General features: G+C 67.2%; 11 protein-coding genes. 1 reads left to right on the top strand and 10 read right to left on the bottom strand.

The features are described 5' to 3' along the window. Positions 1 to 152: 152 nt before the first annotated feature. The 8 genes from A5648_RS13365 to A5648_RS13330 form a co-directional block, all read right to left on the bottom strand. Positions 153 to 1,064 (bottom strand): SDR family NAD(P)-dependent oxidoreductase, encoded by a 912-nt coding sequence (locus tag A5648_RS13365; protein ID WP_065025006.1) that lies wholly within the window; start codon positions 1,062 to 1,064, stop codon positions 153 to 155. Beyond that, positions 1,061 to 2,272 (bottom strand): cytochrome P450, encoded by a 1,212-nt coding sequence (locus tag A5648_RS13360; protein ID WP_064854176.1) that lies wholly within the window; start codon positions 2,270 to 2,272, stop codon positions 1,061 to 1,063. The genes A5648_RS13365 and A5648_RS13360 overlap by 4 nt, the downstream gene beginning before the upstream one ends. Positions 2,273 to 2,283: 11 nt before the next feature. After that, positions 2,284 to 3,786 (bottom strand): aldehyde dehydrogenase family protein, encoded by a 1,503-nt coding sequence (locus A5648_RS13355; RefSeq protein WP_065025017.1) that lies wholly within the window; start codon positions 3,784 to 3,786, stop codon positions 2,284 to 2,286. A gap of 16 nt (positions 3,787 to 3,802) precedes the next feature. Then, a complete protein-coding gene (locus tag A5648_RS13350; RefSeq protein WP_065025005.1) occupies positions 3,803 to 4,687 on the bottom strand; it encodes an SDR family NAD(P)-dependent oxidoreductase in 885 nt (294 codons plus the stop codon). Further along, positions 4,680 to 5,813: a spirocyclase AveC family protein gene (locus A5648_RS13345; RefSeq protein ID WP_065025004.1), complete on the bottom strand. Its 1,134-nt coding sequence runs from the start codon at positions 5,811 to 5,813 to the stop codon at positions 4,680 to 4,682. Before A5648_RS13345 ends, A5648_RS13350 begins: the two co-directional genes overlap by 8 nt. 3 nt (positions 5,814 to 5,816) lie before the next feature. Continuing rightward, entirely contained in the window at positions 5,817 to 6,929 is a 1,113-nt protein-coding gene (locus A5648_RS13340; RefSeq protein WP_065025003.1) for an ABC transporter substrate-binding protein, read from the bottom strand. 62 nt (positions 6,930 to 6,991) lie between these two features. Then, entirely contained in the window at positions 6,992 to 7,801 is an 810-nt protein-coding gene (locus A5648_RS13335; protein ID WP_065025002.1) for a CbbQ/NirQ/NorQ/GpvN family protein, read from the bottom strand. Between the two features lie 10 nt (positions 7,802 to 7,811). Then, the gene (locus A5648_RS13330) at positions 7,812 to 9,473 is read right to left on the bottom strand and encodes a nitric oxide reductase activation protein NorD (protein WP_234787422.1); all 1,662 of its coding nucleotides are present in this window, start codon (positions 9,471 to 9,473) and stop codon (positions 7,812 to 7,814) included. A gap of 87 nt (positions 9,474 to 9,560) precedes the next feature. Here A5648_RS13330 and A5648_RS13325 point away from each other — a divergent pair, with 87 nt between their 5' ends. After that, positions 9,561 to 10,490: an SDR family NAD(P)-dependent oxidoreductase gene (locus tag A5648_RS13325; RefSeq protein WP_065025001.1), complete on the top strand. Its 930-nt coding sequence runs from the start codon at positions 9,561 to 9,563 to the stop codon at positions 10,488 to 10,490. Positions 10,491 to 10,493: 3 nt separating this feature from the next. Here the strand turns inward: A5648_RS13325 and A5648_RS13320 are convergent, their stop codons facing one another. Then, positions 10,494 to 11,696 (bottom strand): cytochrome P450, encoded by a 1,203-nt coding sequence (locus A5648_RS13320; RefSeq protein WP_065025000.1) that lies wholly within the window; start codon positions 11,694 to 11,696, stop codon positions 10,494 to 10,496. Between the two features lie 2 nt (positions 11,697 to 11,698). After that, on the bottom strand, positions 11,699 to 12,358 hold the full coding sequence (locus A5648_RS13315) for a TetR/AcrR family transcriptional regulator (RefSeq protein ID WP_065024999.1): 660 nt from the start codon (positions 12,356 to 12,358) through the stop codon (positions 11,699 to 11,701). Positions 12,359 to 12,472 lie beyond the last annotated feature (114 nt).

Below are 12,472 nucleotides of genomic sequence, written 5' to 3'. Positions count from 1 at the left end.
CGGTCGTGCACGAACCGCATCAGGGCGTGCTCGCCGTGACCGGGCACTTGGCCCGCAGATGGTCGAAATACGGGTACGGGTTGGGGATCAACGATTGGTCGGTGAAGAAGTCGACCGACTCGAAGTCGCTCATTGGGAGCCTCCTGCGTTAGTCACTGCACCATCTCGGTGACGGCGGTCACCTGGGCGTCGGAAAGGTTCATGATCTCCTCGAGGTTCGCGGCGATGTCCTCGGCGGTCAGCGGTGACTTGGTGATTCCCACCGAGCGCACCACCGCGATGCGCGCGACCCCGCCCATCCCGATCTGCAGCACCTCGCCGTTGAGCGGACAGTCTTCGTGGGCCAGGAATGCCGCTGCCGGAGCACATAATTCGGGAGGCATGCTGGCATTGATGGTGTCCATGATCTCTTTGGGAATGGACAGCTGGGCCGCCACGGAGTCCGAATGCGACGCGGACATGCGGGTGTAGGCGCGCGGCGCAACGGCGTTGACCCGGATGCCGTGCGCGCTGCCCTCGGTCGCCAGATTGCGGGTCAGTCCGAACACCGCGCCTTTGGCGGCGCCGTAGCTGGTCAGCTCGGAGATGCCGCCCAGCATGGCTTCGGAAACCGTGTTGACGATGCGGCCATAGCCCGCCGCCACGAAGTGCGGCCAGGCGGCCCGGGCGACCAACACGCTGCCGAAGTAGTGCACGTCGATCATGCTGCGGAACTGCTCGACCGTCAGCTCGCCGAACAGGCCGGGGTCATGGATGCCGGCGTTGTTGACCACCACGTCGATCCGGCCGAACCGCTCGATCGCGGTGTCGACGACGGCTTGTGCGCCTTGGGGTTCGGCGACCGAGGCGTAGCAGGCGACGGCGTGGCCTCCGCCGGTCGTGATCTCTTGCACCACCTCGTCGGCCGGTGTCGACGACGGGGCACTGCCGTCGATGCCGACGCCGTAGTCGGCCACCACCACCCGGGCGCCCTTGGCCGCCAACAACATGGCGTGGCTGCGCCCCACCCCGCGCCCGGCGCCGGTGACGACGGCGACACGTCCGTCAAACCGCAGCGGGGTCATAGGGCATCGAAGAGCACCGGCAGCGAGGTCGGTGAGCGGAACACCTGGCCGCGGATGTGCGGGTCGCCCCCGTCGGGGTCCAGGCGAAGGTTCGGCAATCGGTCGAACATCACCCCGAGCGCGTCGCGCATCTCCATCCGGGCCAGGTGGCTGCCGAGGCAGACGTGGGCGCCGTGGCCCCAGGACACGTGGACTTTGGATTCGCGGAAGATGTCGAACAGGTTGGGATTGGGATAGCGGTCGTCCTGACGGTTGGCCGCCCCCAGCATCGGCATCACCGCGGAGCCGGCCGGAATGGCAACCCCGCCCAGCTCGGTGTCGCAGCTGGCCACCCGGGTGATGGTCAGCAGTGGGGCGTCCCAACGCACCCCCTCTTCGATGGCCTGGGGCAGCAGCGACCGGTCGGCGCGCACGGCGTCGAGTTGATCGGTGTGGGTGAGCAGCGCGAACAGCAGGTTGCCCAGCGAGCGGTAGGTGGTCTCGATACCGGCCGGCAACAGCAGCCGCAGAAACGAGAAGATCTCCTCGTCGGACAGCTTCTGCCCGTCGATCTCGGCGTCGGCCAGCCGGCTGATCAGATCGTTGCGCGGCTCGGCCCGGCGGGCGGCCAGGATCGGGGCGAAATAGTCGCGCAGGGCGAGCGACGCGGCCCGGCCGCGCTCGGGGTTGATGGTGAAGGACAGCAGCGAGATGGACCAGCGCTGGAATTGCTCGTAGTCCTGCTCGGGCAGGCCTAGTATCCGGGCGATGATCCGGGTCGGATATTCGAAGTTGAACTCCTTGACCAGGTCGGCGTGGCCGCGATCGGCGAACCGGTCGATCAGCAGGTTGGCCACCGGTAGCACCAACTCGTGCTCCCAGCCGGCCACCGCTCTCGGCGAGAACGCCTTGGACACCAGTGCGCGGTGCCGGCCGTGGACCGGCTCGTCCATGCCCAGCATCACCTGCTCGCCGAGCACGTCGCCGAAGGTGTCGATGATGATCGATGACGAGAAGGTCTCGTTGTCGCGCAACATCTTCAGCACGTCCTCGTGGCGGTACACCATGAACACCGGCTTGGATTCCTCGTGCGGCATCCCGGACATGTCGATGCGCTGCACCGGTTCCTCCCGGCGCAACCGGGCCAGTTCGGTGTAGGGATCGCGCACATCCCCGGAGACCACGTCGTCGAAGGCGCCGAAGTCCTCCAGGTCGTCGAACAGTTGCACAGTTGCTCCTTTTACCCGGCAGGTTGATTCGGCGGTCCAGCTTCGGCTCTCCTCCGTCGAGCCTCGCTAACCGCCGGGTAGGCGACCGATTTGATCTCGGTGTACTGGTCGAATCCGGCAACGCCGTTCTGGCGGCCGACGCCACTGGCTTTGTAACCGCCGAACGGGGTGTCGGCGCCGTAACCGGCGGCGCCGTTGATGCCCAGAAAACCCGCGCGCAGCCGTTTGGCCACCGCCAGCGCGTGATCCAGCGAACCCGACATGACGTTGCCGGCCAGCCCGTAGCGGCTGTCGTTGCCGATCCGCACCGCCTCGTCCTCGTCGTCGTAGGGAATGACCGCCAGCACCGGGCCGAAGATCTCCTCCTGGGCGATGGTCATGGCGTTGTCGACATCGACGAACAGCGTTGGCTTGACGAAGAATCCGCGATCCAGCCCGTCCGGCGCCTCGGCTCCCCCGACCAGCATCCGGGCGCCTTCGGCGATGCCCTTGTCGATGTAGCCGCGGATGCGGTCGCGCTGCTTGGCCGAGATCACCGGACCGCACAACGTCGACGGATCCTGTGGGTCGCCTGGGGCGACCCCTTCGTAGATGCCCTGCAGGATGGCCACGCCTTCGTCGTAGCGCGACCGCGGCAACAGCAGGCGGGTCGGGTTGGCGCAGCCCTGGCCCGCGTGCATACATGGCGCAATGCCCATCATGCAGCCCAACGCCAGGTCGGCATCCTCGAGCACGATCGTGGCGGATTTGCCGCCGAGTTCGAGGAAGAGCCGCTTCATGGTCGCGGCGCCTTTTTCCATGATTCGTTGTCCCACCGCGGTGGATCCGGTGAACGAGATCATGTCGACTTTGGGCGACAGCGTCAGTTCCTCGCCGATCAGCGGATCCGCTGCGGTGACCACGTTGACGACACCTGCTGGGATATCGGTGTTCTCGGCGATCAGCCGGCCCAGGCGGGTGCCGTTGAACGGGGTGTCCGGCGCGGGTTTGAGCACGACGGTGTTGCCGGTCGCCAGCGCCTGGCCGATCTTGTGGATGGTGACCTCGAACGGAAAGTTCCACGGCACGATGGCCCCGACCACGCCGACGGCCTCCCGCCAGACCTTGCGGGTGGTGTTGGCCCCGGTCACCGAGACGAACGCGTCGCCCAGCGACGTCTCCCACGGGTAGTCATCGATCAGCTGCGCCGGGTAGGTCAGCGCATCAGAGAGCGGTGCGTCGAGCTGCGGGCCGTAGGTGATCGCCCGTGGGCAACCGACTTCGGCGATCAGTTCCTCCCGCAGCTGCTCCTGCTCGGCTTCCAAAGCTTCCTGCAGTTGCCGCAGACAGCGTTGCCGGAACGCCGGATCGGCCGACCAGTCGGTGTCGTCGAAGGCGCGCCGGGCCGCGTCGATGGCCCGCTGCATATCGGCTGCGGAGGCGTTCGCGACCTCCCCGATGACCTCTTCGGTGGCCGGGTTGATGTTGGTGAACGTGCCGGCTTGTCCGTCGACGAGTTTGCCGTCGATCATCATCCGGGGTTCGGGGCGTTCAGCCATTCTCATCCTTCGTCAACGACCCGAACCGCGGCAGGCCCATCATCAGTCGGATCATCTGGTGTAGCCCGGCTGCGGGAAGTAACCGGTTGGCGGCCAACAGCATTCGCGCGTCGGGGCCGACCGGGCGTCGCACGAAGGGAGCACCGGACTCCAGTGCCTTGGCCAGTCCGGTCGCGAACCGCTGCGGCGAGCGGGCCGCGACCTTCATCGCCAAGCGGCCCCGTTTGTCCATCGTGGCGTGGTGGCGCGCATACGGCCCGGCGAAGTCGCGGCAGTCGGTGGTGCCGGCGTCGGTGATGATCTCGGTGTCATAGGTTCCGGTCACCAGAATCGTGACCCCCAGGCCGAACGGGGCGATTTCGCAGGCCAGCGATTCTCCCCACCGTTCCAGTGCGCCCTTGGCCGCGGAGTAGGCCGCGGTCGCGGGCATCCCGCGCACACCGCCCTGGCTGGACACCAAGACGATGCGCCCGCGTCCGGCCGCCCGCATCGTCGGCAGCAGCGCGTTGGTCAGTGCCACCGGACCGAACACCGAGGTGGCAAACATGCGCTCCCACAACTCGGCCGGGGTCTCCTCGGCCATCCCCGCCGCCGCGATCCCGGCGTTGTGAACCACGGCATTCGGGGCGCCGACCGCTGCTTCGACGGCCTTGGCCGCCGCGGCCACCGAGGCGGCATCGGTCAGATCTAGCGGGATCCCGATCAGCCGGGCATCGTCGTCGCCGGCGCCGGTAGCCTCTCGCAGGGCGGGCAATCCCCGTTCCGGTGATCGCATCGCGGCCACCACGCGCCAACCGTTGCGGTACAGGTGCGCCGCTGACGCGAACCCGAGCCCGCGCGACGCGCCGGTGATGACGACGCTGCGCGGATCAGCCATTGCCCGGTCCACAGCGGTCGCCGTCCGCGCCCAACTCGACGTCCGGCCGCCCTTCGGGTTGACCGCTCAGCCAGGTCGACCAGATGCCCACCGAGTACGGGCCGGGCTGGCCTTGCTTCTCGTAGAAGCCTTGCGGGTCATAGATCTTCGCCTCCGGGTACGGCCAGGCGCAGGCCACGGTGTTGGACAGGTGTGCCGCCTTGACCAAGGCGAAGGTGCCGCCGTAGCAGAAGTAGCCCAGGTTGATCAGCACCAGCATCACGGTGAACATGCCCAGGGTCGGGCGGCCGGCGAAGATCTTCGCCCGCTGTGCCAACTTTTCGGCCACCGTGCGGCCGGTGTCGTCGCGATAGAGCAGCACACCGGCCGGCACCATCACGAAGTTGACCGCGAAGATCTCGAAGATGAACGGGAACTGGTGGGTCTGGCCGACGAAGATCGAACCGAACGGAACCTGGGAGTAGATGTACATCCCGGTCTGCACCAGAGTGATCTCCAGGGCCGCGTCCAGCAGCATCCCGAAGGGCAGGATGCAGAACGCCAGGCTGATCAGCGGGTGGCGCCACACGAAGGAATCGACGGGCCGGCGCGCCTGAATCCGGCGCAGCAGCCAGATCCCCGGGAAGTAGGGCAGCAGGTAGAACATGATGTAACCGAGGACCACGAACGGCTCCACGGTCGGGGACAGTGACACCAGCGGCCAGTCCTCGGGCAGGTGATGCAACTCGGGGTTGTAGACCGCGAACGGCGCCCAGTTCATGATCGGGTCCTGCCAGACGATCAACGTCGTGACGATGCCCATCAGCAACACCGGGTGATAGGGATGCCGGCGCCAGGCGATCACGTAGGTGACGATGATGCCGATCATCACCACGACGGTGAAGGCCTCCAGGACTCCGAGCCAGTGCTCGAACCCGAACAGCACCGGCACCGGCCGCGACGGCGGCGTTTCGGTGACCGCGGAGTTACGAACCCGATCCGAACTCAGGCCGGTTTCGGCGTTGGCGAGCAGGAAGGCCAGGAAGCCGAACCCGGCTGCCGCCCAAGCCCATACCCACGGCGATCCCTTACGGGGTTCCGCGGGTGCCGGACGTGTCGGCGACGGCGCCGTCTGCTCTGCGGTCATGACTTATTCCTCTCCAAAACGGTCGACGAGATGGGAGTTGACGCCGTCGGCGTCGAGTCTGCGAGCGACCAGATAGCCGGCGCCCATCCAGGCGCGGCGCGTCCAGTTGCCGAACGACACCCTGGTGCCCGGCGCCCCGGAGGCGGCGGGCATCATCTTCACCCGCTCCAGGGCTTCCTTGACCCCGCGCGGGCTCAGCGGATGCGCGTCGGCCAGGGCCCGCACCAAAGTCATCGCCACGTCGCGGTTGACCACCGACACGCACCACTCGGTGCGGCGGCCGTAGGCCTGTTCGTACTCGTCGAGGAACGCCTGACCGACCGGATTGCCCTCGTCGTACTGGTCGATACCGACCCAGCCCATGAACGCGTTCCACATGACCGGGTTGATCCAGGCGTTCTGGAACGCGGTGCAGGTGAAACGGGGCGGGTCCCAGTTCAGCTCCTGCAGCGCCGGGTTGATGAAGACTACGCCGAACCCGAAGCCGCAGTGCACGATCGCCGGAGCCTTGGCTTCGTGCAGGGTGCGTACCGCCGCTGAGACGTCTTGCGCGGTCTGGGCGATCGTCGCCTCGGCCACGATCCGAATGCCCTTGCGCCGGCAGGCTTCGCGGAAGTTCTTCAGATAGGTTTCGCCCACCAGCGACTGTTCTTTGAGCACCCCGACCTCGGTGTGCCCCCCTTTGGCCAGCAGGTCCGTCCAGAAGATCGGCTCATCGGTCAGCGATCCCTGCGGAAACGCGAAGAACCACTCCCCCAGCGCCTCGTCGGATCCGGTGACCGACAGGCACGGCACCTTGAAGCGCTCCTCGATCGCCTCGCGGGTCGGCACGCAGTTATCGGTGATGTGCGGTCCGAAGATCGCCAGGCAGCCCTCGTCGCAGAGTTCGCCGTAAGCATCGATGACGGCCTTGACCGAACCCTTGGGCAGACCCTCGACCTCGCGGTAGACGATCTCGATCGGCCGGTCCAGCAGGCCCCGTTCGGTCGCCTGCTTGAACACCAGGTCGAACGGTTGGGTCAGGTCTTCGAAATAGCTCTTCGGGAAGCCGTCGGGGAGCCGGAAGTCCATCAGATAACCGATCTTGATCGGTTCCGCGGTGCTCTCGTAGGACATCTCGCCTCCGTGACGAACCTAATATTTGTTCAGACCCTAGCGCGCGGCCCGCGGACCGTCAATCACCTCTCCGGCAGGTACGCATCGATCATCTCCACCAGGCCGCTGGCCACCAGGGAGTCATCGGTCAGCGGGCCGGCGACGGCGGCCCGGGCCGCCTCGCGGGGGGTCAGCCCCTCGGCGATCAGCCGACCGGCGGCGATCAACACCCGGGTCGACGCCACCTCGCGCAGCCCGCCGGTCTCCACGCGGCGGATCGCCTGCCCGAGCCGGACCAGCTCAGCGGCCCGCTCGTGATCGACGCCGGCCTCGCAGGCAAGGATTTTCTCCTCGACGTCGGTTGCGGGAAAGCCGAATTCGATGGCCACCATGCGCTGGCGCGTGGAATCCTTCAGATCCTTCAACACGCTCTGGTACCCCGGGTTATACGACACCACCAAGCCGAATCCCGGTGCGGCGTCCAGCGTCACCCCCAGCCGCTCGATCGGTAGCTGGCGGCGGTGGTCGGCCAGCGGATGCAGCACGACGGTGGTGTCCTGGCGGGCCTCCACCACTTCATCGAGGTAACAGAGCGCCCCGTCGCGGACGGCCCGGGTCAACGGCCCATCCACCCACTCGGTCTCGCCGCCGCGCAGCAGGAACCGGCCGACCAGATCGGCGGTGGTCAGGTCGTCATGGCAGGCGACGGTGATCAGCGGCCGGTCCAGATCGTGGGCCATCGCCTCCACGAAACGGGTCTTGCCGCAGCCGGTAGGCCCTTTGAGCACGATCGACAGCCCTTGCCGGTAGGCCGCTTTGAAGACTTGCTCCTCATTGCCGGTCGACACGTAGTAAGGGCGCGGTCCAGGGGCCGCAGATGTCATGTCGTTCATACCCTTCTCTTCATGCGATCCGTCGTCGCAAGTCGGCTGAGCTCAGCGCCGACCGAAACAGCGGGCCGATCACCCGGTTGAGCTGTTCGAGCCGGGGAATGGTCGCGTGGGCGGCGCTGCCGAATACCCGGCGCAACTCGTCGACATCGGTGGCCGCTCCGACCGTCAGGCACAGACAACCGGTGCCGCGCCGGCGCGCCTCGGCCAGGGCGCGGCGGGCATCGGCCGCGCCGTAGACCCGCTCGTAGCCGTGGTCGTAGGCCAGTCCGTCGGAGAGCACGACGAGCAGCCGCCGGGGCGTACCGCCACGGTCTTCCAGGACGGCCGCGCCGTGCCGGATCGCCGCACCCAGCCGCGAGTAGGCACCGGGTTTGAGACCCTGTAACCGCCTCAGCGCGAGGGCGTCGAGCGGGTCGTCGAAGCGCTTCACCGGGGTGAGGTGCACCGCCGACCTGCCCTGGGAGGCAAATGCATAGAGCGCGAGGCGATCTCCCAGATCGTGCAGAGCGGTGGCCAATGCCGCGGCTGCCGCGCGCTGTTGAGCATGCACGGTCTGACCCAGGGTGCCGGGCTCGGCCGCCGAACCAGAGACGTCCAGCAGGATCAGCACCGACAGATCGCGCCGCCGGCGCAGGCTGTCCAGGTAGACCGCTTCGTCGGGCGCCGACCCGGCGAGCACCTCCACCCGGCCCTCGATCGCCGCATCCAGATCGATGTCGTCGCCCTGCGGCTGGCGGTGGTAGCGATCCAAGCCCACGCCGAGCCGGGCCAGCGGTCGCCGCAATCCATAGTCGCCCGCCGGCGTCGCCGCGTTGCCGGTGCTCGCCGCGATTTCCACTACGGTGCACCAGTTCTGCCGATAGCGCCGGCGATTCACGTCCCATTCGGGATAGGTCGTCCCGGTGGTGCTGCCGGCGGCGGTGTCGTCATCAAGAGCCCCGATGCCGGCAGAGGACACCGCGCTGCCGCCACGCCGTCCGGATCGGGTCCGATGCGTGGGCGCGTCGGCCCCCGGCGGGCCGTTGCCGCCCAGCCGACGGGTCACCTCGAGCATCTTGGCGACCAGCCGGCCCAGCGCGCCGCTGCCGCCGACCGGACTGGAGAAGACATCCATGACGTCCTCGGGGCCGTCGTCACCGTCGTCGAGGTCGGCCAGCGGCTTACTCTGCTGACGCGGTTGATGCTGCTGGCCGGCACTCGATTCGCCGGTGCTCTTGTCCGTCAGCACCTTTCCCGGGCGGATCACACCGAACGCGTCGGGAGGAGCGTCGTCGAGCGTGCCGGCCAGCACCAGCGAGGCGGCGGGAGATTCGCTGCGACCGGCGAGCTCCCGGTCGATCAGCGAGGCCGCCGCGGGGGGCAACAGTTCGACATTGGCCGCCAGCGCCCGATGCCCTTCGACAGCGAGGTAGCGGGCGGTCAGGGCGCGGCGCCGAACCAGCTTGCGGATCAGGCGGGGTTCCAGACTCCCGGCCGCCAGCAGGCTGGCCTGAACCGCCACCGCCTCGAGCTGGCGGGCCGCCTCCAGGGCCGGATCGACGTAGACGGTCTTGCCGTCGGTCCACGTGGGTTCGCCGGCGTCACCTGCTGCCACCTGCAGCGCCCGGCCGGATAGCGCCGACGCCAACAGGTTCCAGCGCCGCAGGGATTCGCCGGCTTCGTGGTGGTTCACGGACCCCCTCGCCTATCCGGTTGACCAAATATCTGTTCCACCGTAGAGTCCGCTGCGACCACAGTCAATCGAGGGGTAGGCGCCGCGATGATCGATTTCACCGACCAGGTGGTCGTCGTCACCGGGGCAGGACGAGGCCTGGGCCGCCTCTATGCGATAGAGCTGGCTCGACGCGGCGCCTCGGTAGTGGTCAACGACCTCGGTGGGTCGATGCACGGTGACGGCGCCGACGCCCACGTTGCCGCCCTGGTGGCCGACGAGATCGCTGCTGCCGGCGGTGTCGCCGTGGCATCGCACGACTCGGTGGACAGCCCGGCCGGCGGCGAGGCGATCGTCGCCGCTGCCGTCGAGCGATTCGGCCGCCTTGATGCCGTGGTCAGCAATGCGGGGATCTTCAACAGCATTGCGTTCGAGGAGATGTCCGCTGACGACTGGCGGCGCATGCTGCGGGTGCATCTGGACGGCGGGTTCTATCTGAGTCAGCCCGCATACCGGGTGATGAAGAAGCAGGGTTATGGCCGGTTCGTATTCATCTCCTCGTCGGGCGGCATGTTCGGCCAGCCGTTAGAAGCCCACTACGCCGCCGCCAAAGCCGGACTGGTCGGGCTCTCCAATGTCATTGCGATCGAGGGTGCCCCACTGGGAATCCGGTCCAATACCGTGCTGCCGTTCGGGTTTTCCCGGATGGTCACCGACACGGTCGGCGACCCCGAAGCGATCGAAGAGGCCGGGTTCCTAGGGGCGATCCGGCCAGAGTTGGTGGTGCCGATCGTGGTCTACCTGGCCAGCCGGGACTGCGATGTCACGCATCGAAACTACTCGGCCTGCGCCGGGCGATTCGCCCGTGTCTTCGTCGGACTCGGCCAGGGCTGGCTCCCCGAATCCGGTGCCGATCCCGCCGCCGAGGACATTGCGGCGCATCTGGCGCAGGTGTCGGCGACCGACCCGTTCACCGTTCCCGACTCCATCTTCGAGGAGGTGTTCGGCGTCTGCGATCGGCTCGGCATCGCCATGTGAGGCTCACCGGGTGACAACAGGTAGCCGCGCCCACCCCCGCACGCTGGCGGTGTGGGCGCGTTCGGCGCCCGCGTAGTCGACTTCCCAGTCGGGCCACCGCTTCAGGACCTCCTCGAAGGCCACCCTGGCCTCCAATCGGGCCAACGCCGACCCGAGGCAGAAGTGCACCCCCTTGCCGAAGCTGAGGTGGCTGCCGCCGCGATGGATATCGAAGCGGTCCGGGTCGGCGTACTGCCGGTGGTCACGGTTGGCGGATCCGTTGAGCAGCAACATGAACGACCCCTCCGGAACCGGCCGGCCGTAGTGCTCGGCGTCGCGGGCGACATAGCGTGCCTGCACCGGCGAGGGAGGTTCGTAGCGCAGCGTCTCCTCGACCGCGCCCGGGATCAGGGCCGGATCGGCCGCGAGTTCGCGACGTTGGTCCGGATGATCCGAGAGCAACTGTGCCATGAATCCGATCAGCCGGGCCGTGGTCTCGTTTCCGGCTCCGGCGATCATGGCGGTATAGGCGAGCACCTCGGTGCGGGTCAGCAGGCGCCGGGTGCCGTCGGCCTCCTCGATCTCCGCCCGCAGCAGGTCGGTCATCAGATCATCGGAGGGATGGTTGGCACGCCACTCGATGTACTCGGCGAACATCATGATGGTGTCGGCGAATATCTGCTGGCTGACATCACCGGGTTCGCGCCCCTCGGCCATCTCGATGAAGGAGCCGTTGCGGTCCCGGATCGCCTCCTGGTCCTTTTCCGGAATGCCCAGCAGATAGCCGATCGTGCGCATCGGCATCATCGCTCCGAGATCGGCGATGAAATCGAAGCCGCCGGCACCGACGAGCGGGTCCAGCTCTTTGACGCAGAACTCCCGGACCAGAGGTTCTACGGCCAGCATCCGGCGAGGGGTGAAGACCCGGGACAGCAGAGCGCGGTGCAGATCGTGCAGCGGCGGGTCCTCGAATAACAGGATTCCCGGCGGTACCTCGATGTTGTTGAACAAGATGTCCGCGGTGGTCCCCCGCCCGGAGCGGTAGGTCTCCCAGTTCGGCAGCTCGCGCACCACGTCCTCGTAGCGGCTCAGCGCATAAAAGTTGAATTTCTCGTTGTAGTACAACGGTGTTTCCTCACGCATGCGCTTCCACACCGGGTACGGGTCGTCATCGATGTCGCGGTCGAACGGGTCGTAGTACAGCTCGAGCGCGCTGGCGCCTGTCATGGTCACACCCCTTGGTTGTTGCGGTGCAGGAAGCCGTGCAGGCTCGCCTGCGTGAGTTCCTCGACGATCACTTTTCTCGACGGCGGCCGGGAGCCGAAGTAGGTCGAACGCAAGGCGGCCATTCCGGCGATCATCGCCACGGTGGAGTGCGCCGGCAGATTCGGATGCGGTGACCCGATCGAGCGCAGATTCATCCCTTCCGCGCTGATCTGGCCCAGCAGGGTGATCGACCGCCGGACGTCGGCGATGCCGGCCTCGGCCGCCTCCTCATCGGTGAGGGAATCCGATGCCATCAATGTCAGCAGCAGGCCCTGGTGACCGACGAATACGTCGTAGAGCCGCCCGACGAAGTGGCGGGCCAGCTCCTCCTCGCTGGTCTGCTCGGGGTCAAGCGATTGCCACGTGTGACCGAATTCTTCGACGAAGCCGATGAACGGTGCGACGAGCGCCTCCCGGAACAGCGTCGCTTTGGAGCCGAAGTGGCGGAACAACAGCGGTTCGGTGACGCCGGCCGCCTGCGCGATCTCCCGCGTCGTGGTGCTGCGATAGTCCTGGCGGGCGAAGAGGTCTCGTGCGGCATCGAGTAGCAGCCGGCGCGGTTCGCCGCGGGGCCGTCGGACCGCCACCGTACTCCGTCCGGCACCGGAGGTTCGCTGGGACAACCTGATTCACTCCTCGAATCTCACTCGACATCGGACGAATTTAGGATAGTCTCCGCTATCTAGAAAGGATAGTATCCACTACCTACCGAAATGCTGTGAAGGAGGCGGACGTGG

The sequence above is a fragment of the Mycolicibacter sinensis genome (assembly GCF_001673565.1).
GTDB lineage: Bacteria > Actinomycetota > Actinomycetes > Mycobacteriales > Mycobacteriaceae > Mycobacterium > Mycobacterium sinense_C.
This window is presented reverse-complemented; position numbering and strand designations above follow the sequence as displayed.